This window comes from Myxococcus virescens, assembly GCF_900101905.1.
GTDB lineage: Bacteria > Myxococcota > Myxococcia > Myxococcales > Myxococcaceae > Myxococcus > Myxococcus virescens.
The window spans coordinates 1-24,072 of sequence record NZ_FNAJ01000034.1 but is presented as its reverse complement, the minus strand read 5'-3'; the positions used below and the strand labels follow the sequence as shown (position 1 = coordinate 24,072).

General features: G+C 67.2%; 18 protein-coding genes, 1 pseudogene and 1 CRISPR repeat array. Of the genes and pseudogenes, 2 read left to right on the top strand and 17 right to left on the bottom strand.

The window, feature by feature from the left end; genetic code table 11:
• Position 1 precedes the first annotated feature (1 nt).
• Positions 2 to 543: direct repeats of the CRISPR family, unit length 36 nt; unit sequence GTGCTCAACGCCTTTCGGCATCACGGCGAGCGGGAC.
• A 250-nt stretch (positions 544 to 793) separates the two neighbouring features.
• From cas2 to BLU09_RS37570, 8 genes are all read right to left on the bottom strand, one after another.
• Positions 794 to 1,087 carry a CRISPR-associated endonuclease Cas2 gene (gene cas2, locus BLU09_RS37605; RefSeq protein ID WP_090495965.1) on the bottom strand — a complete coding sequence of 98 codons (294 nt, stop codon included), beginning with the start codon at positions 1,085 to 1,087 and terminating at the stop codon, positions 794 to 796.
• An 8-nt stretch (positions 1,088 to 1,095) separates the two neighbouring features.
• Complete coding sequence (locus BLU09_RS37600) at positions 1,096 to 2,751, bottom strand: type I-MYXAN CRISPR-associated endonuclease Cas4/Cas1 (protein ID WP_244172418.1); 1,656 nt, start codon at positions 2,749 to 2,751, stop codon at positions 1,096 to 1,098.
• Between the two features lie 45 nt (positions 2,752 to 2,796).
• Positions 2,797 to 3,441, bottom strand: a complete 645-nt coding sequence (gene cas5, locus BLU09_RS37595; protein ID WP_090495964.1) for a type I-MYXAN CRISPR-associated protein Cas5/Cmx5/DevS — start codon at positions 3,439 to 3,441, stop codon at positions 2,797 to 2,799.
• Positions 3,438 to 4,346 (bottom strand): type I-B CRISPR-associated protein Cas7/Cst2/DevR, encoded by a 909-nt coding sequence (gene cas7i, locus BLU09_RS37590; protein ID WP_090495963.1) that lies wholly within the window; start codon positions 4,344 to 4,346, stop codon positions 3,438 to 3,440. Before cas7i ends, cas5 begins: the two co-directional genes overlap by 4 nt.
• A gap of 31 nt (positions 4,347 to 4,377) precedes the next feature.
• Positions 4,378 to 5,991, bottom strand: a complete 1,614-nt coding sequence (cas8a1, locus tag BLU09_RS37585; RefSeq protein ID WP_244172416.1) for a type I-MYXAN CRISPR-associated Cas8a1/Cmx1 — start codon at positions 5,989 to 5,991, stop codon at positions 4,378 to 4,380.
• Positions 5,988 to 8,228, bottom strand: a complete 2,241-nt coding sequence (locus BLU09_RS37580) for a CRISPR-associated helicase/endonuclease Cas3 (RefSeq protein WP_090495961.1) — start codon at positions 8,226 to 8,228, stop codon at positions 5,988 to 5,990. The genes cas8a1 and BLU09_RS37580 overlap by 4 nt, the downstream gene beginning before the upstream one ends.
• Positions 8,225 to 8,836 carry a type I-MYXAN CRISPR-associated protein Cas6/Cmx6 gene (cas6, locus tag BLU09_RS37575; RefSeq protein ID WP_090495960.1) on the bottom strand — a complete coding sequence of 204 codons (612 nt, stop codon included), beginning with the start codon at positions 8,834 to 8,836 and terminating at the stop codon, positions 8,225 to 8,227. The genes BLU09_RS37580 and cas6 overlap by 4 nt, the downstream gene beginning before the upstream one ends.
• An 87-nt stretch (positions 8,837 to 8,923) precedes the next feature.
• Positions 8,924 to 10,393: an SAVED domain-containing protein gene (locus BLU09_RS37570; protein ID WP_090495959.1), complete on the bottom strand. Its 1,470-nt coding sequence runs from the start codon at positions 10,391 to 10,393 to the stop codon at positions 8,924 to 8,926.
• A 324-nt stretch (positions 10,394 to 10,717) separates the two neighbouring features.
• On the opposite strand from BLU09_RS37570, the gene BLU09_RS37565 reads away from it, so the two are divergent.
• Complete coding sequence (locus BLU09_RS37565) at positions 10,718 to 11,641, top strand: DUF2381 family protein (RefSeq protein WP_090495958.1); 924 nt, start codon at positions 10,718 to 10,720, stop codon at positions 11,639 to 11,641.
• 30 nt (positions 11,642 to 11,671) lie between these two features.
• Positions 11,672 to 13,528, top strand: coding sequence for a serine/threonine protein kinase (locus tag BLU09_RS37560; RefSeq protein ID WP_090495957.1), 1,857 nt, complete (start codon positions 11,672 to 11,674; stop codon positions 13,526 to 13,528).
• A 12-nt stretch (positions 13,529 to 13,540) separates the two neighbouring features.
• Here the strand turns inward: BLU09_RS37560 and BLU09_RS37555 are convergent, their stop codons facing one another.
• The 9 genes and pseudogenes from BLU09_RS37555 to BLU09_RS37520 all read right to left on the bottom strand — a co-directional run.
• The gene (locus BLU09_RS37555) at positions 13,541 to 14,629 is read right to left on the bottom strand and encodes an AI-2E family transporter (protein WP_244172415.1); all 1,089 of its coding nucleotides are present in this window, start codon (positions 14,627 to 14,629) and stop codon (positions 13,541 to 13,543) included.
• A 200-nt stretch (positions 14,630 to 14,829) separates the two neighbouring features.
• On the bottom strand, positions 14,830 to 15,345 hold the full coding sequence (locus tag BLU09_RS37550; protein ID WP_090495955.1) for a hypothetical protein: 516 nt from the start codon (positions 15,343 to 15,345) through the stop codon (positions 14,830 to 14,832).
• Positions 15,346 to 15,605: 260 nt separating this feature from the next.
• A complete protein-coding gene (locus BLU09_RS37545) occupies positions 15,606 to 17,129 on the bottom strand; it encodes a VWA domain-containing protein (RefSeq protein WP_090495954.1) in 1,524 nt (507 codons plus the stop codon).
• Positions 17,126 to 18,739, bottom strand: a complete 1,614-nt coding sequence (locus BLU09_RS37540; protein ID WP_090495953.1) for an AAA family ATPase — start codon at positions 18,737 to 18,739, stop codon at positions 17,126 to 17,128. The genes BLU09_RS37545 and BLU09_RS37540 overlap by 4 nt, the downstream gene beginning before the upstream one ends.
• Before the next feature lie 173 nt (positions 18,740 to 18,912).
• Positions 18,913 to 19,488, bottom strand: a complete 576-nt coding sequence (locus BLU09_RS37535) for an imm11 family protein (protein ID WP_090495952.1) — start codon at positions 19,486 to 19,488, stop codon at positions 18,913 to 18,915.
• Between the two features lie 19 nt (positions 19,489 to 19,507).
• Positions 19,508 to 20,836 (bottom strand): annotated as a pseudogene (locus tag BLU09_RS37530) (AHH domain-containing protein).
• A gap of 1,009 nt (positions 20,837 to 21,845) precedes the next feature.
• Positions 21,846 to 22,781 (bottom strand): macro domain-containing protein, encoded by a 936-nt coding sequence (locus BLU09_RS38575; RefSeq protein WP_143043278.1) that lies wholly within the window; start codon positions 22,779 to 22,781, stop codon positions 21,846 to 21,848.
• A gap of 16 nt (positions 22,782 to 22,797) precedes the next feature.
• Entirely contained in the window at positions 22,798 to 23,301 is a 504-nt protein-coding gene (locus BLU09_RS37525) for a TIR domain-containing protein (RefSeq protein WP_090495951.1), read from the bottom strand.
• 464 nt (positions 23,302 to 23,765) lie between these two features.
• A partial coding sequence (locus BLU09_RS37520) for an integrase core domain-containing protein (RefSeq protein ID WP_143043277.1) occupies positions 23,766 to 24,072 on the bottom strand: 307 nt, incomplete at its 5' end.

The following is a 24,072-nucleotide window of genomic DNA, read 5'->3' as shown; positions in this document are numbered from 1 at the left end:
AGTGCTCAACGCCTTTCGGCATCACGGCGAGCGGGACCCCATACATCTTCCTTCGTGCGCCGCAGGGTGTGGTGCTCAACGCCTTTCGGCATCACGGCGAGCGGGACACACCTGGGTCCACCTACGCCTCGACGTGGTGGTCAAGTGCTCAACGCCTTTCGGCATCACGGCGAGCGGGACCAAGCCGGTGAAGCTCCAGAACGCCAACGACTTCTGGCTGTGCCCAACGCCTTTCGGCATCACGACGAGCGGGACCACCCCCGTCGCACAAGCCACCGTCACCGTCCGGCGGTGCTCAACGCCTTTCGGCATCACGGCGAGCGGGACACACCGCGAAGTCCCGCTGCGACTTCCGCACGGCGTGCTCAACGCCTTTCGGCATCACGGCGAGCGGGACTGCCGAACTCGCGGAGGAAATGGCGCACCTGGATAGCGAGTGCTCAACGCCTTTCGGCATCACGGCGAGCGGGACATCAACCTGAACACCATGGTCAACGTTGGGCTCGTGTGCTCAACGCCTTTCGGCATCACGGCGAGCGGGACAGTCCGCCTGAATCTCCCAGCAATTCCGGCACCTTACAAACCCCTTTTCAAGCACCTCCCCCTCCGTCCCCCAGGTTGGCCATCCCAGACCCTACCCAGAATCGCCAACCCCATGAAACCACACGGCTTTTCATCGATCATGCACCTATTCACCTGTCAAAGAGCCTCAACCCCATGAAACGACAGGGGAATCCGCCACTTTCGCCATCGCGGGCCTCCGCCACGGCGAGGTGCTTGATTGTCGCCTGCTTCACAGCACCTTGAACGGTGCGGGCTCCTCCGGCCAGTCCTCCTTCGCGTTGATGGCGCGCACGCGCTCCACGCACCCGCCGCACAGCCCAATCACCAGCAACGTATCCACGGCGTCCATCCGCCGCGACAGCTCCCAGCGCAGCTTCTCCCGGTCCCGGTCCGTCAGCGAGCAACGGAATACGGAGAGCTGCAACCACTCCCCATACCCCTTCAGCAGGGCATGAACCTTCCGCCACCGCCGCGGGTCGCGGATGTCATAGGTAATCAAATACCAACGCCTCGGCTCGGCCATGGCTCACCTCAAGCGGAACGTCGCGAACAGCCCCGGCTTGCCGGTCCACTCTTCTCCAGCAGCCGCACCTCCAGCTCCACCAGCCGCGCGTAGCTGAGCGAGTACCCCAGCACGTTGTGCTTCCACGTCTCCCGCTTGCGCCGCTCGTACAGCTCGATGGCCTTCGCCCGCCCCGCCTTGCTGAGCCAGACGTGCTCGGACGTCACCTCGAAGTCCGCCTCTGCGTCCCACGCCCGCCGGTTCACCGAGGCCACCAGCGGCATGTCCGCCAGCGGCACCCGGAAGAGCTCCATCACATCCAGTCCCAGCGGCCCCGCCGTGCCCCGGGGCTGATGGTAGAAACCAAACGCCACATCCAGCCCCACCGCCCGAATGGCCGCCTCCACCTCACGGTGGACAAGTCCGTACAAGAAGCCGAGCACCGCGTTGAACCGGTCCCTCGGAGGCCGCCGGTTGCGGCCATCGAAGCGCAGCCGCGTGTCCACGTCCTCGCCTTGAAGGTACGGCAGCGCTCCGAAGTACCGCGCCGCGCCCGCGCCCTCCAACCCCAGGAGCACCTCCAGCGACGGCGCCTCCTCGCATTTCGGCAGCAACGCCCGGAAGTCCCGCACCGCCGAGGCCAGCACCTGACGCGACTCCGAATCACCGCGCGAGGCGCGAAGCAGGAAGCGGAGCTGCCCCTCCAGCTTCGCCGCCACCAAGCGGCGAGCGAGCCCCAGACACACGGACGCCTGCCGTAGCGCCTCGAACTGCCGCAACCGCCGGTGGACGTTGCCTCCCCCTCCGCCCAATCCCCCGAGATAGCGCCCCCCGGACGTGAACCAGTGCACGCCGATGTCGTTCTCCACGCAGTACGCCAGCGCCTGCGCGCTCACCTGCACCGCTCCATGCGCGATGAGCGCCGACACCATGCGCCCGGGCTGCCTCGACGGCGCGCCCTCCCCTTCGGGTGGCGTCACCACCAGTTCCTCCGCCGCGCGCCCCACCCGCGTCCCAGGCGTCGCGACGTGCAGCACCTGCCGCACATCATCCTCCGGAAAGAGCCGGGGCCGCTCCTCCCGCGCCACCTGCCGCTCCTCCTCCGGCAGGCACACGGGCGCCAGCGAGCACTTCGCGCACTTGCGCTCCTCCTGTGTCACGGGCGGCCGCTCCCGCGACGCACGCAGCAGCCGGGCACGCGCCACGGCCGCCACCACGGTGCCCCGCAGCGCCTCATCCAGCGGGAAGCGCACCGTCGTGTCCGTCTGGTGGTAGCGGACCCTGCACTCCACGGGCGCCCCCGGGAAGCGCTCCTCCACCAGAAGCGCGTAGGCCCCCGCCTGGAGCCGGTCGCTTGGCCACGCCTCCGGCGCATCGCTTCCAGGCGCATGGCGTCCGCGCTTGTGCTCGTAGACGACCAGCGTCCCCTCCCGCGACTTCACCGCGTCCACCCTTCCGTGCAGGCCCAATGCCTCACTCGCCAGTTCCAGCTCGACGCGCTCGCCTTCCTCCTGGAGTTGGACGTGCAGCCGCCGTCCCGCGAACACGGCGGCGTCCGCCACGCGCAGCTCCTCCACTTCCTCCAGGTAGAAGAGCCGCTCGCAGTACGCCAGCGCATGCAGCGCGTGCGTGCGGATGGACGGCTCGCCGACGACAGGCTTCGGACTCGTGGATGATGCGTTCATGTATTGGGGCCCCCCGCCCCGGTACCGCGTGACAACGACAGACACCTATCCAGCGCCCTCCGCGAGCGGGATGCGCGGAAGCCGTTGGACCTCGGGAGCAGCCAAGACCTCTTCGAGCCGCCCCACCTCGTAACGAGTGCCACGAGTGCCCACGTGGTCCACCCAGACCGGCAGGGTGAGGGCACCGGTGGACGCGGTCAGGAAGGCCCGACAGCCCGCTGGCGGCCGCCCCTCCGGGAGCAGACGCGCGTCATTGATGAGGTGCGTGGACTCCCCGAGCGACCACGCCCCGGCCCGCGTCACGGAGCCGGGCTCACGCATCGCCCGGATGACGCGGTCCTCCAGCGATTCACCCGAGTCCGGCTCCTCCCGGCTGTCGCACCAGACCACCAGGCGCGCGTCGATGACGAGCTGTTGCTGGTCCGGCGCGGCGTTCTCCTCATTCCCCTTCGCGACCTTCAGGTTCTTCGACCGCCAGAAGGTGCGAAGCACCGTGCTGATGACAGGCGCGTTCAACAACCCCGCCGTCACGCGGCAGCCCCGGTGCCGCTCACGGTCCTGCTCACCGACGAGCGAGAGCAACGCGCCGTAGCACGTCGCGGGCGGCGGCAGGACCTCGGTCTCCACCAGCTCGCGCGCCCGGCCCTTGCGCCAGCACGCCACGGGCACGGACAGTTCGAGCGCGATCACTTCTTCCTCGCCTCCAGCCGCTTGCACGCCGCGCGGCAGGCGGCGACCACGCCCGCGTGGAGCTCCGCGCCCGAAAGCACCTCGCGCTCCTCCGCGCCCAGCCCCTCCACCATCTGCCCGCCCAACACCAACTCCTTCGCGGGGACGTCGCCGCTCTTCACCTTGCGCAGCAGCGCGGCGAGCTCCACGCCCCCCGCGCGGGAGGACGGCTCGAAGGCATACAGAATGCGCGGCGCGGCCTCCTGAGTGAGCCGGAAGACGACCGACTCCGGACTGAAGTCGAAGAGGAAGCGGCCGTGGTTGCCCGCGACGGGCCCCAGCGCGCAGAGCTGGTTCAGCGCCGTCACGGCACGGGCCGGCACTCGCAGCGCCGCTGGCGTCAGCGCCACGCCGTACTGGTAGCGCGTCGCGTGCATCTCCGTTCCGTAGGGCACGGGGTTGCTGCCCTTCTTCTGCGCGGAGGGCGTGGCCCCGGGGCTCGCGGCGTTGAAGGTGACGTCCCCGGACCACGGCGTGAGGCTCACCGCCCGGGACACCTCCAGCACCGCGCGGCGGACCTTCGCCGTGCCCTTCTCCTTCTCCTGCTTCGCCCCCTCCGCGGACATGAAGCCCAGCAGGTCATCATCGATATAGGTCTTCTCCTTCGACTTCCCCGACCAGGCGCTGAAGGCGGCGTCCTTCCACGCGTTGGCGCGTGACGCATCGTCATAGGTGCGGTTGCACGGCTCCTGCTCATTCAAGCGCCGCCGCAAGGCGAAGCGGATGGACTCGGCGGAGACGGTGGTGTGGACCTGTCCGTTCCACACCAGCTTCTGGAGGCTGGTGATGTTTCCCTCGGTAAGGCCCCGGTTGTTGGCGGCGGTTCCCAGCGGCGTGACGAAGGCGGCGAAGACATGAAGGCTCATGAATGGACTCCGGGAAAGTGTGTGGAGCTGCTCAAGACGGCTCGGACGCGCCAGCGGCCTCGTCCGCGTCCTCAAGTTCCGCGGCCTCGCCCCCCTTGCCCTGGTAGCTCGCCAGCGCCACCAGCGCGAGGTCGCGGGCCGCGCGCCACCGCTCGGGCCCCAGCAGCGGGAGGATGTCCCGCCAATGCTCCTGGAGCTCACGGTTGGTGCCCGCGCGGCTCCACAGGTCCGCGAGCGCCGCGCGCACCTGCTCCGGCGTCTTGGCCCCCGCGAAGCTCAGCCGCAAACGCTCACGCTCACCCTTGAGCCGGTTGGAGCGCGTGGCCGGGGCGCTCTCCTTCGTGTCCGAATAAATGCTCTTGAACCGGCTCCGGAGCGCGAGGTGAACGCTCTGGACGAGCCACTGCTCGGCCTCTCCCAGGTACGGATGCATGGCGATGAGTCCCTTCCTTTCGTGCCACAGCAGCGCGCCCAGGTTGTCCCGGTCGCGGTAGTCGTGAATGAAGCGGCCCTCCGCCGTCGTCGCGGTGGCGAAGTCCGCGTACCAGGGGCGTGAAGCCGCGAGGTTCTCCGTGATGAAGGCGCGCAGCGCGCTGGTCGCGATGAAGTAGCTCGCCTCGCCCGTCGCCTTGCCCTCGGGCTTGCGGACTCGCAGCGTGTGCGGCAGCGCGGCGGCGGCGGCCTCGTAGCGGTCCAGGACCTCCTCGCGCACGGCGTCCTGCCGCACCACCGCGCCGCGAATCTTCTGCTGCGCGTTCCACGGCATCTGCCGCAGCGCCACGGCCTCGGTGGTCCCGAGCACGGCCCCCAGCCGCTTCTTCCCCGCCTCCTGCGCCATCACCAACTGAGCCGCGAGCACCGCGTCCGACGCCCCCGCCACCGCCACGTCACGGAGCCGCTTGGGCGTCGGCCCAGGGCGCAGCTCCGCGAAGCGGACCAGGTTCGTGGGCGCCAGCGCCACGAAGGCCCCGCCCCGGAGCTGCGGCAGCTTGTAGGAGACACACCCCACCAGCGCGAAGCACGCGCAGAGCGCCTCCGCCGCCGTGTACTCCACCTTGGTGACGCGCACACCGATGTGCCGCTCCGCCGCGCCCGGATAGGCCCAGCTCGCCAGCGACGTCGCGCCCGCCTCCAGCGCCTCGAGCACGCTCTGCCAGGCCGTCTGGTGGACGAAGGAGTCGTAGCCCTGGGACTCGACGATGACGGGCCGCGCGTCCACCTCGAAGGTGACGCGCCTTCGCGCGCCTCCCTGCGTCGACTTGCCATGCTGGAGGAACGTCACCTTGAGCGCATCGTGGAGCGCCGCGGCCAGCTCGGGCGGCGGCTCCGGCGCTCCGGGAGAGCGCGTGCCCGGCAGGTCGATGAAGCCCTGCTTCACCTGGAATGACGCGCCGAACAGCGCCCGGAGCGTGGCCTCCGGTGCCTTGCCGCCCCAGTCCAGGTGGATGGCCTCCCGCTCCACCGTCGCCGTCCCGGGCCCCAGCCGCACCGGAGAGGGCCACGGCGCGGCGGGTGAAGCGCTCCCGAGGATGGCGCGGAGCGATGCCGCCAACCCGCCCGCGCCCGCGCGCAGCAGCGGCGTCATCCCTGGTGCGTACAACCGGATGGAGAGCGGAGCGGGCAAGGCCTTCTTCCGTGGGTTCACGGCTTTCGCCATCGCGCACCTCGCAGGCCGTCGTAGTCCAGCGCGTCCGCTGGAGGGATGGGGTATGGCAGCCGGCCCGCGCGGGGCCATGCACGCCACTTGAAGGACTCGGGTGGCAGGTTCATGGGCAGGGTGACCCGGTGAGCGCTCACCGCTCCGTCCAGGACGGCACGGGCGTCTTGTTCCAGGAGGACCGTGAGGCTGGGGCTTCCGTCGCGGCACGGGGCGGGCCAGGTGTCGAAGCGTCCATCCAGCCAGGTGCTGGACTGCCGCCGCGGCGCATTCGTCATCCCGGGCGGCCCCCATGCGTCCACCAGGTCCCGCTGGCTCAGCGGCCCCGTTCCCAGCCGCTCCATCCATGCACGCGCGTTGCGCAGGTCCGGCGCGGCGTACGGCGGCCCATCGAAGGGGAGCACCACGAAAGGCCGCACGGGCGCGGGCCGCTCCGGAGTGCTGCGGCGATTGAGCCGCCCCAAGCGCTGGATGAGCGCCGGGATGGGCGCCAAATCCGTGACGAGCAGATCCGCTGACAGGTCCAGGCTCATCTCCGCGACCTGCGTCGTTGACGCGAACGCCGCGCGGCCCTCGGTGGCGAAGGCCTCGATGACGTCACCGTGGCGACGGACGCGGTCCTCGTAACGAAAGCGGCTGTGGTACAGCAGCGCGCGCGCACCGTGCGACGTGCCGGCCTCGGCGGTCCGCATGCAGCGATCCACCGTGTTGCTGACCCACAGCACCTTGCCGTGGTCTCGCAGGCACTCCGCCACGAGAGACCACGGCTCCGCGACGTCCAGCCGCTGGTAGCGCGGCAGTGTCTCCAGGTCCTCCGGCCCTTCGACTTCCGCGAGGCTCCGGCCATGAACGCGCGCGCACACGCCGCGCAGCGCGTCGAGCCGCGTGGCGGGCAGGCTGGCGGTCATCAGCAACGCAGGGATTCCCGGCAGGGCTTCCAGGAAGCGCAGCAGGCAGCCGAAGAGCCGGTCGTCGTAGGCGTGGACTTCGTCGAAGACGACGCAGGCCGCACAGAGCCCGGGCCAGGCATAGAGCCCCTGCCGCTGGCTCTGGACGAGCCCAAGCACCGTATCGGCCGTGCAGCTCATCGCGTCGGCGCCCCAGGAGCGGAGCGCGTCGAGCCGGTCCTGGTCGCGGGAGCCCGTCCCCGGCGCCGCGCCGTCGCGGAGTCCGAAGATGTCGAAATCCACTGCCGCGCGTGAGTGCTGCAATCGGGCCTCCACGTCCGCGCCGTGGAGGTAGTCCCGGAAGCCCTCCGTCGCCGTGCCCATCGTCGGATACGTGAGCCACAACGGACGGCCGGGGTGCTGTCTTGCGGCCCAGAGGTACGCAGCGGCCGTCTTGCCACTGCCACAGCCCGCGCGGACCAGGGTCAGCGGCGCGGCGCTGCGGGCCACCTCCTCCTGAAACGGTCGCGGTGTGCGTCCCGCAAGGCGGCGCTCGACCACGGCGCGCAGGGCCTCGGCGGGATGGGGCGCCGTGAGCTGACGGACCACCCAATCCTGCTTCTCTCCGCTCCGGGGGAGCGCCGAGCCCGCGACGTCCGCCGCGAGCACCAACGCCTTGCACACGACCAGGAGCCGCGCGTCCACGGAGCCGGCGGGCACGGTCCGCTCGAAGTCGTCCTGCCACGACTGGAGTTGGTCGCGCGGGTGCTCCTTCCGCGTGGCGAGGAGCACGATGGGCGCGGTGAACAGTGGCGGAGCGGACAGCGCCAGCTCCTCGGCGATGCGCCCCAGCGTCCGGGCGAAGTCTTCATGCTGGACCCACAACTCCAGCGACAGCCCCGCTCCGGTGCCGTCGGGCGCGAAGGCCTCTGTCTGGAACTTGCGGTGGTGTGCGGCCACGCAGACCAGCGCCAGGCACAGGTCCCGCTCGCTCACGTCCTGCAGGAGCCATGCGGAGAGCGGCTGCCCTGGCCAGCAGAGCCACAGCGAGAGCGCTTCGTGACGGACAAGCTGCGGCGCTTCGCGCTGGCGGCGCAGCATGGATTGGAAGTGCTCACTGCACTTGCCCAGGTCATGGAGCGCGGCGGCCAGCAGGACGATGCGCCGCAGCCGGGGCTCCAACGCCGGGTCCAGGCCCGCGGCCAGCAGCGACACGCGCCCCCGGTGCTCCAGGAGCCTCCGCGCGGCTGACAGCACCAGGGCCGTGTGGCCCAACAACGTGGCCTCGCCCTCGGGTCTGTCGGGCGTGGCCGTGCTCTTGGCCAACAGCCGCTTCACGCGGCCTTCCCACGAGACTGGACACGGGCCGCCCGGCCGGGCGGGAGGAAAAGGCCGCAGCCCATGTGACGGCGGCCTCCCAGGCCCTGCTCCTGCACGCGCAGCGAGTGCTCGGCCGACAAGCCATGAAGTTCGAGCGCGAAGCCCACGACCTTCTTGCCAGCGATGCGCACGATGCGCCTGCGCCCCACCTTCAGCGTGGCCTGGACGCCAAGCGCCTCCAGTGCCCGGGAGACAGCCACGATGAACGAAGACTCATCCATCGCGTGCTTGAAGGTGACCAGCCGTGCGGACAATGCGGGCACAGGCTCCAGCGCATGGAGCGAGGGCGCGCCCAGGGACAGGCGTCTCCCCGCGACCTCCAGCGGCGCGCTCACCAGCGGCAGCAGCGTAGCCACGGCTTCGATTGGGCACCGCAGGCGCAGCGTGCCTCGCCCCAGGTAGAGCAACTCCCGCGTGTTGTTCACACCTCGAAGCGAGAACACCCCCATGTCCGTGCGTTCATGCAGCGCGGGGATGTGACGGGAGAGCGCGGAGAACAGGAGATAAGCGTGGTCGAGCGGCACCGGACCGCCTTGCACGGGGAACAGCAGGTCAATGGCAGGCATTTGAGGGACCTTTCCGGAGCGGCGTCATGAAACGAGGAGTGCTGAACGCGGTACGAAACGTGCGGGCGGAAATCGGCGGCATGGCGTTCACCCTGTCTGCAGCGTGAGCGCGGGCGCGTAGCCACCTGAGCCGGTGCGCTCGTAGGCCACGACCGGGCCCACGGCGTTGAGCCGCTGGCCCAGGAACACGCAGCACGCCGAGGGGGCGTAAAGGATGAGATGAGTGACCGCAGTGCGCAGCTCGTTGCGCGCGCGCCGGAGTTGTTCGCGCGCCTGGACGGCGAACGCCACCGCGTCCGCATCCGAGCCGACGGCGCCGTCGTGGGGCCCATCCTCCGGCTCCAGGTAGAGCACGGCACGGAAGTGCCCTGGCCGCTCGGCCATGAAGCGCTCCACGTCCACGCGGGCATCCCCCGTCATCTGGAACACCACCAGCAGCCCCGTGGCATCCGCGTTGCCCTCGTGCCCAGTGACACGCAACCTGCGCGGAGACGGCTTCGCGTCCGAGCGCCACAAGAAGGTCTCTCCTCGCGTGGGCTGCTCGACGCGGAAGCGGTAGCCGCCCACCTCCGGGAAGTGGAAGCCCACCGCCAGCACCGTGCTCAGCGGCAGCTTGCCCCGCAGGTCAATCAACGCGCCGTCAGGCCGCCTCGACAGCCGCTTCCGCACGGCCAGCAGGGAAGGCAGCAACACGTCCCGCCACACCGACTCCGACGGCACCGTCCGCGTGTCGCGGTCGAAGTGAGGCGTCCAGTCCAACTCCTCGGTGGGAGGCTGCTCCCACACTCGCCGCGCCCACCCATGAATCCAGAGGCTCACGGCGGGCGTGTCCTCCCTCGATGCCAGCAGTCCCCACGCGCGAATGGCCTCCCGCAACGACTCGGGGGTGACGTGCTTCCTGCCACCTCCCAGCTCGATCCACTCCCTGAGCCCGTCCACTGCGATGGCGCGCGGCTGCCGTCCCATGCGCAGGCCAAGCCGCCCCATCCGGTCATCCACCTGCTCTTCCAAGTCGGCGATGCCGCCCACGCCGAGCCGCAAGCGCAAGTCCTTGCAGAACGCCCGCAACGTCTCAGCCGATACTCCGAGCCGTTGCTCCCACTCCGCCCAGTGCTTCTTCAGGGTGCCTCGCGGCGGCTGCTCGAAGAACGCGTCGGTGAAGCAGTGGTCCCTTCCATGCAGATAGCGGCCCAGGTCCGCCGCCGAGGCCCAGTTGCTCAACAGCCAGATTTCGACGGGCCCCAGGGACCGCAAGCGCAACCAGCTCTCCAGCAGCTTCCGCAGCAAGGAGCTGCCCACGCGAGGCGGCGTCACCAGCCCCGCAAGGGAGTAGGTATCCCGGTGGTCGACGTGCCACTTCACCTGCATGTAGCGACTGGCCACGCCCGCGCCCGGCCGGGCGTGCAGCGTCACGTCGTCCGCCGAGCCCGCCTCCGGGTGCTCGACATAGCCATGAGCGAAGGGACTGCCCGCGTCGAGCAGCCGAAGCAGCTCGTACCAGCTCAACAGATGCTGATAGCGGTCGCCCTCCAGGCGAGACGCGCTCTGCTCTCCCATGACGCTCCCTCATAGCGACGCCAGGGACGGCGGTGGACACCTCCCCAGGGGTATGAAAGGCGGCGCTCGAAGAGGAAGACGCCAACACGCGGGACAACCCATCGCGGGCCCGGTGATTTTTCTTCCGACGCGTGGAGGAAGTGCTCCCGACGACCTCCGAACGTCCTGTGCGCTTCTGACTACCTTTCAGGTAGACATCGCCCATTCCAAAGTGCCACACGGAGACGCGTTCTTCCTCGAAGAAGGCGGGACATTCGCGCTCATCCAAGCGTCCCGCCGTGTCATCCCTGTCGAGTAGGTTACTACCTTGGAGGTTGCCACTGCGTGTTCCCCCCTGGCTCGTTGGTGATGACGGCGGTGGTGCTCCTGCTGGGCACAGCGGCGTTGGCCCAGACGCCGAACACGAAACGCTGGCGGCGTATCGAGCGGGCCATGGTCCTGAGCGCGGGCGCAGGCGAGCCCGTCCAGCGGCTCCGGCTGGCGCCCGGCGTCGTGACGACGGTGCTGCTCGACTCGGACGCCGTGCTGGAAGGAGAGCTGCCCGAGGCCCTGCGAGGGCTGTTCACCCGGCTGGACGTCACGGGGACACATTTGCTGCTCCAGCCCGTCGTCGCCATGCCTGCCCAGGGCGTTCCGCCGTTGGTGCTTCGCTTCACGGACGCAGCCGCGCCACAACGGCTCGTCCTGGAGCTGACGACCGAGGCCAACGTGGTGGACTCGGTCATCGATGTCCGGCGCCACCCCGCTACCGTGACGCAACTGGAAGCCGAGCTGGTGGCACTGCGTGAGCGCAACGCACTGCTGGAAGCCCGGCTGGCCACGGCGCGCCGACAGGTGCCACACCCGGGCCTCGCGGACGCCATTCTCTCTGGCGCCATCGGCATCACGGGAGTTCTCGGCACGTGGATGGATACGCCAGCCAGCGAGGCGGAGCTCAAGGTCCGCCAGATTGATAGCTATCGCTCCGGCTCGTGGGTAGCGCTCGCTGTGAATCTGGAGAACCCGCCGGGCGAGGCGCCCTGGCAACCGGGCATTGCGCGGCTGACCTCGCTGGACTCGAACGGGCGTCCAACAGGCGAGCCGATGGAGCTGCCCCTGTTGCTGCAGGAGCCGCGTCTGTTGCCTGGCCAGAGCGCGGTCGCCGTCGTGCAGTGGCTCGCCCCCACGCGCCCGCCCCCCGCCTACGCACTGGAACTTTGGGACACGGACCGGCGCCGCGGCGCGCGATGGACGCGACTGAAACCGTAGACGTGCTCGGCAGCCTTGAAGGAACCCGTCATGCGACTGGAGTCGAACACATCTTCCCCAGGCCCCCTCGTGCTGTCTCCACAGGCATTGCCTACCGGCACTCGCGTGGAGCGCTGGCGCGTGGAGCGCCGCATCGGAGGCGGCGGCAACGGCACGGTGTATGAAGTGCGCTCGCGCCCCGAAGGCCGCAGCTATGCGCTCAAGCTGGCTCATGCCCCCGGCGACCCCCGCTTCCAGCGCGAGGCACGGACGCTTCACCTGCTTCGTCACCCTGGCGTGGTGCGGCTGCAAGCGGCGGGAACCTGGCGCGCCGGGGCCTCCGACTATCCCTACCTCGTGATGGAGCACGTGCGGGGCAGCACGCTGTATGACTGGTCTCGGGCGCGCAATCCGACGGCACGGCACGTCGCCGGTCTGTTGGCGCAGGCCGCGTGGGCCTTGGATGCCGCGCATCGCAGACAGGTGCTTCACCGCGACTTCAAGGGGGAGAACCTTCGCGTCGAGGAACACGGAAGGCTGGTGGTGCTGGACTGGGGCGCGGGCTGGCATCCCCGTGCCGCCCCCATCACCTCCGCCGCGCGGCTGCCGCCCGGAACCGGGCCCTATCGCAGCCCCCAGGCCATCCTCTGGAGCATGAAGGCGCCACGGCAGACCGCCCGCTCCGAGCACTACCCCTACACGGTGGCGGACGAACTGTACGCGGTGGGCGTCACCTTTCACCGGTTGGTGGTAGAGCAGTATCCGCCGCTCGTCCTGGACAAGGCGCACTCCCCAGTGACCTCCGCCACCTTGAGAGCCCTCAACCCCCGTGTGCCCGAGCCGCTCGCACGCTGGATTGAGGGACTGCTCGCGTTCACCCCCGAAGCCCGGCCGCACAGCGCGGGGAGCCTCGCCCGGGAGGCCCAACAGGCTCAGGCGCACGCAGGACCGGACTGGGACGTCCCGCTGTTCGATTGGTACGAGGGGCCCTCCACGGCGACACGCACGACACGCGACGAGGACACCTGGGGCCTCGTGGCACCAGGAGAAGAAGCAGCCCTGCTCCATACGAGGGCCCTACGCGCGGCCCGGGTTCAGCACCATCGAATGGGCCGCTGGCTGCGGCGCCGGGTGTTCTCGGAGGTCCACACGCAACCTCGCACGGAGCCAGCGAGCCCGCCGGAGCCGAGGCACGAGAGCCGGTGGGTGCGAGTCGCTGGAGCCCTGATGTGGGTTGCGTGCATGGCCTGGGGACTGACGCTCGCGGGCCCGCCTCATGCCGCCCCCACTCCGTCTCATCCCGTTCAGCAACTGGCGCGGACCGGAGGACCAGCAGACACTGGCTCGCCCGCCACGGCCCTTCCGTTTTCCACCGCCGAGCCGCCATGGCCGGGAGATGCCATGTCCACGACCGAGCCCCACGCGCGCTGTGTCCCCCGACTCCATCGTTACCTGCTGGCAGCATTTACAGCGATCAGTCTCAATGCCTGCGCAGGCACGCAGGTCCGGCCCGAGCCCGCGCGCTGCCCTGCCGAAGCCCTGGAGTCCATGCGTCAACTCGGGCTCGACCTGAGGTCCCGCGGGCACATCCAGCTCGACATCCAGCAGCCGGACGACTCGTACCAGACGAACTACAGCATCGTCGTCAGCGACGGCCCCATCACCAGCCGGCTCGATGGGCCCATCGATCGCCTCCCAGCCAACACGCTCTTGTACGGGCGCATCTGGACCGGTGGCGAGAAAATCCAGGGCCGCTACACACGCGCGCGGACGCCAGACGGCAGCGAGTACCCGGTGTGCTTCATCCTGGGCAACGAGACAGGCATGTCCAAGTACCGGGGCTCACGGCCCGGCCATACCCGCGCGCATCCGTGGTCCAATGCCCAGGTGGTGGACCGCTTCCCCTGACGCAGCGCTGCCTCACGGCGGCGCAATCGTCGAAGGCTTCTCCAGGACGCGCGCCTCGCTTCGCAGGCGCAGCTCGTTGCCTGCGGCGGAAAGGACCGCGGCGACGGGTACGGAGAGAAATGCGCCGGCCACGCCGAAGAGCACGCCCCCGGCGGTGATGGACAGCAGGATGACCACCGGGTGCAGCGGCACCGCGCGCCCCATCACCACGGGCTCCAGGACGTTGCTCTCCAGTTGTTGCACGCCCAGCACCACGGCCAATGTCAGGAGCGCGTCGATGGGCCCATTGGTGACGAGTGCGACCAGCACCGCGACAGCGCCCGCCAGGGTGGCGCCAATGACGGGAAAGAACCCGCCCACGAAGGTAAGCGCCGCCAGCGGAAACACGAGCGGCACGCCGATGATGGCCAGGCCCGCGCCAATGCCCACCGCGTCCACCAGCGCGACGATGACGACACCGCGCAGGTAGCCGCTGAGTGTTCCCCAGGCGCGCAGGCCCACGGCGCGCACGGTGTCACGCCGCGACGGAGAGACCCGGGCCAGCACCCAGCCCCCGAGCCGCTCGGTGTCCTTCACGAAGAAGAACAGCAGCGTCAGCGTCAGCAGCGCACCCGCCACCGCCTGCGCCGCGAAGTTGGCGCCCGCGAGGACGCCCGTGGTGATGCGCCCCAGGTTCGACTTCAAGAAGTCGAGCGCCTTCTCGAACAGGCCGTCGATCTGCTCCCGGGACACGGGGAGTTCCTGCGTCATCCAAACGATGAGGCCCTCCATTCCCTCCTTCACGTTCGAGCCCGCAGAGCCCACCTGCTGGACGATACGGGGCACAAGCACGAGCAGCCCGGCCGCCCCCACCAGGAGCAGCACCAGCAGCGCCAGCACCGTCGCGAGCGCCCGAGGCACCCGGTGGGCGGACAACCACCGGACAGGCGGGTACAGCAACGTCGCCAGCAGCAGCGCCGCCACGGTCGGCAGGACGATGAGGTAGAGCCGCGCCAACAGCAGCACGAGCGCCACCACTGCGGCCGCGACCACGAGCAGCTTGCCGCTGAACAGCGCGCAGCGCGTGAGCCAGGAAGCAGCGGGAGGGTCCAGGGTGGCCATACGTCGTGCGCACCCTATGCACGAAGCGGCGCATGGCACCGGGAGGCCACCTGCCGGTGTGGCCTCATGAACGGACGCGGTGGACGCGCGGCTGGAATCCAACGAATGGCCAGGGCGGTCCGTCCCTCAATGGCGCGCCCCGAGGAAACTCAAGGCACATCCACGGCGCGGAATTGGTGACGGGAGTTCGCGCCCAGGCGTCAACTGGACTTACGAATGCAGATCTTCTTCAAGGTCGCCGCGTAGGTGTCTTCCAAAGCCTTGTCGCTCTTCTTGTCACCGACCAGGACGGTGTACTTCAGCTCGTACTCGGCGTTCATCATGTTGAAGCGGACGCTGCCCGTGTACGTTTTTCCCCGTGGATCCGAGGCGGAATCGCCAGTGAACATGCCCACGCTCCTGGCCCAGGTCCACTTGCTCGCATCGCAGCCAGGATGCCGGGAGAGGCTCTTGTTCGTTTCACCGTAGGGCGTGTAGTCCACGTAGCAGCCCCCGTTCCGGGGGCGGAAGTGGATCCGGCAGTCGAGCTTGATGCCGTGGCCCGTTCCCAGGGCGTCGTTGTTTCGGATGGCGACGCAGTCCGTGGCGGCGTGCGCGCTCTCGGCCTTGATCTTCATGTACTTCTTCTCGAGGCTCGCCTGCCCCTTGGCGGGCAGCGCTTCGCAATCCGAGGCGAAGGCCGGGCTGACGGCGAGGCACATGACCGCAGTGGCCATCCAGACGTTTCTCATGATTTCGCGTTCCCCTCAGGTCGATTCCCCATGCGTTCACGGCGCCCCCACGGGCGACCGTTTCGACCTGCCCCCACCATCGCGTCGAGATGTTGAGGGAGTGTGGAGAGGCTGCTGAGACTGATACGTAGGGGCCCACGCTTCGCGCGCCGGGCAGCTCGAACAAGGAGGAACGGGCCGCGCTCCAACGCCTCGCCCAGGACGCAATGCGTGGCTTCGGGTGGCAATGCACCGCGCTTGGGGGCCTACCACCCGCCAACGGCCGCCCAGTCATGGAAGACGTGGACCGGGTCGCAGATGGCGTGAAGGCCGGTGCGGCCCCTGTTGCCAATCTGGACGCCGTGAAACCGGGTCCCCGCCTCGCGCGCCTGCTCGACCAGGTGGGGAAGGCTGACTGGCACCGGCCACTCGCCGTCACTGACGAAGAGCACGTCCGCTCGGTTCCAGTCCTTCTCTCCGAGGCGCTGGACCACCCTGGTCGTGACCTCGGAGACGTCGCTGCCGCCTCCGAAGGATTGGCCGAGGAACGCCAGCAGCCGTCCGAGGCCGCCCTCGGTCAGCGACAGCTCGAACTCCAGCACCTGCCCCGGACCACTGTAGGCGTAGAGGAAGCACCGGCGCTTCTCCGCATGGGCGGTCCGAAGAACCTCCAGCACCAGGGCCTTCCCCACCTGCTCCGGAAGACCGTGCATCGAGCCGGACGTGTCCATGACGGCGATGATGGGACCGCGCCGCGGGCGTGGACTTCGTTGCTCGACGGCCTCTTCGCTGTCACGCTCGACGAGCGTTCGCTCCACTTCGAGACCTTCGACGCGATATGTGAGCAGCGCGCGCTCTGCCCGGCGCGCGTGCCACAGGTAGCGGAGCTTGGGATGCCCCAGGTTGACCGCTTCCACAGGCAGCATTCGCGCCAGCTCCCCGCTCCGCTCGATGCCTCGGGTCTCCGCCGGAACGTGCCGCGTCCAGACCTCGCGACGCTCCTCCTCCAGCCGTCTCATCGGGACGAAGACTGTCTCCGCGATGGTCTCTTCGGCGTCGCTCGCGTGGAGCCGTCCCAGCGAGCGCACCACTTCGGTGAGCTGCGGCAACTGCTCGACGAGCTCACGAAGACGGACGAGGTCCGTCCACCCCATGTGCCGCAGCACGCCGATGCTCAAGTCCCAGCCGCGCCCCATCAGCTCGCCGAGGTCACCGAACACATCCGAGATCGCCGCCCAGATGCGCGTCCGCTCCTCCCAGCCCGCGAGGAGGTCCGCGTCTGCCTTCACGGGCCGTTGCGCGACCTCCCGTTCAGCCTGCTGGCGCAGCCGCGCGAGCGTGACCTCGTCGAGCTGCGTGGCCTTGCGGGCCCGTCGTTCTCGCTTCGCCGCCTGGGCTTCCTCCTCCTCCATCCGCTGGCGCTCGAGTTGCTCCAACTCGCGGAGGCGCGCGACGACCTCCGCGCGGACCACCGACGCCTGGCGCGTGAACGACGCGAGCACGTCGCGCAGAAAGGCGTCCACCAGCTCGGGCTGGCCCTTGCAGAAGCGCAAGATGTCCAAGGGCTCGGCGGCGAGCCGCGCGGGAGCGGCGATTCCGGGCAGCGGCCACGTCCCGTCCGGAGGGAGGCGTCCGTCGAGCAAGGCGTCACGCCAGGCGCGAAGGCCACGGACCCGCTCAGCGAGCGTTCCGACAGGAAGCGTGATGAGGTCGGGGAGGAACTGCTCCGGGCAGTCGTCGAGGAACGCGTAGCCCCGCTCCAGGGCGCCCGCGTCAAAAGCCTCTTTCATGGCGCTACTTCCTCACGAGGAAGCAGCCCGAAGCCCTGACGGAGCTTCTCGAGGCGCCCCAGCAGCGTGTCCACTTCACGCCGCGTCCCCTCCAGGCTTTGCGCCGCGGGCTCGGCGAAGTCGTCGGTCACCCAGAGGTGCGCGCGGATGTCAGCGTCCAGGCTGGCGATGTGGGCGAGCAGTTGCGCCTTGTAGGTCTCGACCTGCTGCCCAAGCGTGGTGAGCTCCTTGAGACAGGCATCCACATGCGCCGCCTTCTGCCGGGTCGGCTCCATGAAAGGCGGAAGGTCTACGGCTTCCATGTGCCAGTTCGCCTGGTTCGTGAGGTAGGCGTCACGGTTTGCCCAGTGCATGAACTGTGTCCAACCACCGGGAGCGTCCTGGGTCCACAACGGGTTCAGCTCGGCGAGCGTGAATCCCGCTCCAGTATTGGTGCGGTCTTGAATCCTTCCTCTCATCCCATAATAAGAATGAGGACCCTCCGTATGCGCATCGTGTGGCGCGAGGAACAACAAGTCCCGGCCACGCTTGGCCTGCGCCTCGCCGACCTCGTTGACCGCGGGCTTTCCATCAGTGCCCTTGAACAAGAGGTTCCCGTTCTCATCGCGCGCTTGGGAGCGGCTGTCCTGGTCTTGCTTGAGCCGGGCCTCCCAAGACACCACGATGCGCGTCAGCCGAGACGGGTCCATCGCCGCGCTCGCGCCGGCCCTCGCCGCGTACCAGTCGTGGACCTTGGCGCGCTGCTCGGGCGCGCTCCACAGGCAGTGCTGAAGCAGCCAGCAATCCCAGATGGACACCCGGTCCCGGCCGTTCGTGAGGGCCGCCGTCTGGAGGAGCTTCACGACCTTCCGCCAGCGGCGGTCCGACACCTGGATTCCCTCCGCCGTACACCAATCGCGCAGGTCGGCGAGCAGCGCCACGACGTCGTCGGGCACGGCCACCTCGGTCGCCGCCTGTCCAACCTCCGCCAGGTCCTCGTCGCTCAACCTGAGCTGCCGAGAGAGCTCGACGACCACGTCGCCCCGGAGCTCCAGCAGGGAGGGGAAGCCCGCCTTCGACACGGGCCCGACGTGACAACGGAGCAGGAACCGATCGAAGAGCGCGTCCAGCTCCTCCCCCTCGGGGAGCTCGTTGCTCGCGCCCACCACGGAGATCAGCGGGGTGGACTCGCGGCGCTTTCCGTTGTCGAACTCGCGCTCGTTGAGCAACGTGAGGAGCGCGTTGAGGATGGCGCTGTTCGCCTTGAAGATTTCATCGAGGAAGGCGACGGACGCCTTGGGGAGGTACGCCTCCGTGAGGCGCTCGTAGCGGTCCTCCTCCAGGCCCTTGATGGAAAGGGGCCCGAAGAGCTCCTCCGGCACCGTGAACCGCGTCAGCAGACGCTCGAAGTAGGTGGCCGGATGGAAGGCCAGATGCAGGCGCCTGGCGACCAGACTCTTCGCCGTCCCTGGCGGCCCGATGAGCAGCAGGTGCTCACCCGCGAGCGAGGCGAGCAGCGCGAGCCGGACCGGCACGTCTCGCTCGACGAGCCCGGTCAGCAGCGCATCGCGGAGCGCCTCGATGCGAGCGGTGAGGTCGGACGGCAGTTGCTTCTTCAAGGGTTCAGCCATGGCGTCTCCGTTCAGCGAATCGGCGCTGTTCAGACAGACGTCACGAACGGCCCGGCGCCATCGGTCGCCACGGAAAAAAGATGCGAAAAGAATAGCCAGCAGCAGCCCGGCGTCTACGCGCTGGAGGGTACGACGTGCGGGTGCCGAGCTCGCCCAACTGACCGGCATTGGGGCTAGACCGCCTCGAACTCCGCCCCCGTCACGTTCGCGCGCTCCATCGCCGTCTTGATGTCCTCAGAGACAATGAGCACTCCGGTCCATCCCCAAGTGCGGAACACTTTGGCGTCGCCCACCTTCGTGGGGTCAATCCGCATTCCATAAACGCTTCGGTACATGCCGAGCTTTTCCGGTCGCCCATCCTCTGGCTTCCAGTACATCACGTCTTCCGATGCATTGTCGTCGATGCACCGAACCAGCCGGGTCGCCACGAGAATGAGGTATTCATCGGGGCAACCCTGGATATCCACAGGTATCAACTGCACGTCGTTTGGGGCCATTTCCGCGAAGATGGCGGCCACACGGATGTGAACAACGGGAGTCGCTCCAGCGCCTGCGGTGCTGAAATCCAATCGCCTTCCTGGCTCGTCGATAGGAACCGTCAGGCGACCGGATACTTCCGCGGGGCGCCCTGACGAAAACGCCCTGAAGTTCTCCATCTCGTAGCCCTGTCCCGTCAACGGGTCGCCCAGGTACCAGTTTCCTGCCTGTACATTCTCCATGAGCCTGAAGTATCGCGATTGATTCAGCATGGCGGATTGCTCAATGGCGCTACTTGCCCTGAGTCACGAGCCTGTGGAGTGTCGTTCCTGGGGTCTGGGCTTCCGTGGCGAGACTGCGCAATTCCATCGTGAGGGCCTTTCGGCAAGCAACCACTGTCCGACACTCCCCCAATGCATCCTGGAGTCGCAAGAAAATTATATCGTGATACTTCTTGGGATGCGGCCCTTTGTGACCTGCGATTTCGACGATGTTCTCAGGGTCCTTGAGTTCCATGCCAGCTCTCGCGAACAGTCGCCTGAATCGCGGTGTCCAAGGTCCACCTCTCAAGGTTGAGACGTCGTTCTTGTTCGTGGCGATGTGGTGACGCTCACTTCCACCTCCCCCCATGCCCTGGCTCGACATGGCCAGGGCGTTGGGGGCGAGCGCGATGGTGAAGCCCTCCGCTGTCACAGCGACGGTCCGCACGCCGCCTACAGCACCGTAACGGATGCTCGCCTGAGACTCCACGGCAAGAGCGGCCTGGGCGGAGCCCGGCAGCCTGGCGGCCTTCGCAGCCAACCCCGCCGTGCTCCCCACTGCGGCCGTGGACAGCATCACGAAGACGCGCGCCGCGTTCTCCCCGAGGACTTCCCCATACGCCTCACCCGCTGCGCTGAGCTGCGCGTAGGTTGTGGCCCGCTCCACCTCGCGCACCAAGGTCAGCCACCCGTCCAGCAGGCGCCACACCGTGTCCACGCCCAGGTAGGCGATGGCAAGGGCCGTCAGCGTCGCTGCGGCGCCCTTCGAGAGGGGCTCCGGTAGCGCCCAGAGCATGAGGTACATCGTCGCGCCGGCGGTGATGGTGGCCGTGACCGCGACGGGGTCTGCCATGTCCTCCAAGGCTTCGGCAGTCTCCTCCCACACCGAATCCATCGCGATGGCAAAGGCCCAGGTGAATTTGCCATCGCTGGCCAGCAGAGGGCCTTCCACCAACAGGCGCAAGCAGTCTCCAGGCCGGTCCTTTCGCTTGCACCACTGGCCATAGGCGCGCGTCAACTCCTCGTCCGAGTAGGACTCCAGCAGGTGGAGTCCGTCCGCGTCCTCGCGACCCTGGGATGTCAACCGAGGAGGGCGGCTCTCATAGCCGTACACCCCGCTGCGAGATGGAATGCCGAAGAGGTCTCACGCTTGCTGCATGGGATTGCGCTGCGGGCGGACATCCCGCGCGAGCTCCACGAGGGACTGTTCAAACTCGCCGTCGCCGAGTTCTGCGGCCTCCAGCTCCGCGCCTGACTCCTCGCTCGGAGTGACAACGAAGGAGTCACGTCCGTTCTCCAGCCGCACGACTCGAGTGGTCGCACAGCCAGTGACGACAGCGACCAAGAGCAGCGGCGCCATCCATCGAAGCAAGAGGAAGTCCCCCAGGAAAGATTTCCGTCACACAGCAGGCTATACCATGAACATCAGAAGGAACTTGAAATCCAATCAATCTGGCCCACGCCGGCCCGGCCTCACCTAGTGCTGAGCACGCTTGTTGATGGATGGACGCCCTGTTTCGAGCGCCTTGGCTGCTAAGCTCTCAATTGGAGGCTTCGAGAATGCCATCACGGAGCCGGACCATCCGGGTTCACGCTCGTGATGGGACCCAGTTCATTGGCGCGACAGCAGTTTCCGCGAGATGCGGAACTGATTGCTGCCATTCTGCGGCTCTCCGACCGAGTTAGAGCTGCCCACAGGACACCGGAGGCGGCGAAGGCCGTGACACGAATGGGGAAACGTAGTCCCGATGCCATTAATCAGGCGACTCTCCAGCTCATCATCCAACGTGCGCGGCAACACTCAATGCCCTTCGGCATCACGGCGAGCGGGACTTCGAGCGCTTCCTCAAGCAGGGCTGCGAGGGCCTGTACTCAATGCCTTCCGGCATCACGACGAGCGGGACTCAGCGACGGTGTGTTGCAGGGGAGCAACGCGGAGTGCTCAACGCCTTCCGGCATCACGGCGAGCGGGACGCCCGCCAATGGCGGGCCTGTCATCAACACACTCAAGCTGTGCTCAACGCCTTCCGGCATCACGGCGAGCGGGACCTCGGGCCACCGCGCCTTGTCGGCGTCCGTGGAAGGACGGTGCTCAACGCCTTCCGGCATCACGGCGAGCGGAACGGAAGCTTGCGGAGCAGGGTGCGGCTCTCATCCTGAGCAACCAGGAATCTCCTCGTGACTTCAACCCTTTACGCCAAGGCTGGTTACCAAGCAGGCGGCAGGCTCCTCTCGAAGCGCGCTCAGGATGAGAGCCACACCCGCGGAGCGCGCTCCCCCTCGGGCCGGAACTGCTAGGGCACTCTTCTCTGGCCGAAACTGCCGGAGCGCGACGGTGAGCACCACGTCGGCCCACTACGACACGCGAACTAAGCCACCTGTCGCGTAGCGGGAACGGGCTGGCCAGCACCGACGGATTGAGGCGAGCTAAACGGCGTGTACATGCAGATGTGTTCCACGAAGCGCCCGAGTTTCTGAAGATCGATGCCGAAAGTTCGGTAATCGCTCGGCGATATGACAATGGTCAGCCTTTCGCAGAAACGCTTTGATGCACACGCAGCTACGAAGCTCCCCACGATGTTTCGAATTATTTCTTCGCGTTGATTGGGCAAGCGCGAGAAGCCGGTACCCAGAACTGGGATCAGAATTGGACCAACGCCCCCTTGGGTCGAAACGTGCTCCCACAGCGCCGGAAGGCACTCTAGCAGAACTGAAAACGATGACGAGGCATTGCCGTGATCATTCAGATCGGCAATAGCAATCAGGTACGCCGTCTGGTTACGAGGCCGGATCTTTGCGACCGTGCCCATGCGATATTTCTTGACGTTCTTTCCAGCGCGTGTGACCTCAACGCATGGCATCCCGGCGAGTTGTTCCTGCAACTCGTTCGCCATGTGCTCGTGCCTGTCGTAATACCTCGTTGTAAACTGGCCTTGGATGCTCCGCTCGGATATAGTATTAGGAGCCAGCTCTGTCTCGAACGTCGTATTGCTCCCAATCACCATGTCGCCCTGCATCGAGAATATGTTGCCGATGCGGATCTCAACAACGACATCCCTTCCATCCAGCCGCGACGAAACAGCCGTTTGTGGCCAGTTGTCCCAGAGCGCGTACAGAAGACCGGCTCCGAGGAACGCCGCCCAATTCTGTTTGAAAGCTGCCTCCGCAGCTGTCGAAAAAAAGCCGCTAACCTCAACGACCGAATATAGGGTGCCCAACCCTGCGAGCACAGCCGTTACTGCTCGCTGCCAAGAGAACATGTGACGCCAATAATCCGGCGCTAAGAATAGCTTGAGTGATGTCACGTGATCACCGCATTCATTAGAGACCGAGTTGGCGATAGACGTTGGCGTTGTAATAGAAAGGTCCGGTCTTGCGTTCGGCGCGAAGGCTGGCGTGAGCGTTGGGCCAGTTCTCTAGCGCGTGCTGCATGATTGCTGGATTATAGCTGATATGGAGTGCAAGTTCTTCACGGATAATCGGCGGGCAACGCTCTGGATCCTGCTGTCGAAGGCCATTGAGATTGACGCCAATGATTGGGAGAGACAAGGCGAGCGCCTGCTCCATTTCCCATCGAACGAACTTGAATAGATATCGTGTATTCTCGCCGATGAGCACAACGAGTACTTTGGAGCTTCTCAGGCGTTCGCGAAGCTGGCGCTTGATGCTCTCCTCTTGGGATGTGTCCCTGGCAGAATTGAGTTCGTGAGCATTGTAAAACGAGAACTCTGACTTGTCGTTCTGATGCCACGCCTGCATTAATCTATAATAATGTATGTCGGTGTCGCCATCGAAGCACACGTAGGTCTTGTTTCGGTATGCCATAAAGTGTCTCGGTCGAAGGAGTTTGTCACTCCTGATTCTTGGAATAGAGGATTCTCGCCTAGCGCGCGCTCGACTACCCTTCCCAGACGCAGATCATTACCCCGGCAGGGGAGAGCCCAGCAACTCAGCAACCAGCCCCCCCGAAGTACCCCTCCCCTAATTTTCGCAACCACCCGTAACTGCTGGGGGTCTTCGCAGCATGGCGGGGTCGCAAGGGTGTGGTTCTCATCCTGAGCGCGCTTCGAGAGGAGCCTGCCGCCTGCTTGGTAACCAGCCTTGGCGTAAAGGGCTGAAATCACGAGGAGGTTCCTGGTGCTCAGGATGAGAGCCACACCCGCGGAGCAGGAGCTGGGACCAAAGGACACGTGCTCAACGCCTTCCGGCATCACGGCGAGCGGGACACGACTTCGTGTCCGGCCCCACCTTCACGGTGCATGGAGTTGCCCCCGTCAAATCGGACATGGTCAGAGGGGTGAAGCGGCGAGTCGAAACTCTCTCGGGGAGCGCATCTTCAGCGCCTTGTGAGGGTGCACGGTGTTGTAGTCGTGAAACCAGGCGGGGAGCTGCTGGAGGACTGCCTCGGCGCTGTCCAGTCGGGCCAGGTACACGTAGTCGCGCTTGAAGCTCTTCACGAAGGACTCCGCCATGCCATTGCTCTCGGGGGAGTAGGCCGGCGTGGTGCGGATGAGCAGGCCCAGGCTGCTCCCAAATTCGCGCGTCTCATGGGCTGTGTAGGCCGGGCCGTTGTCGGTCAGCCACTCAATGGGGTTC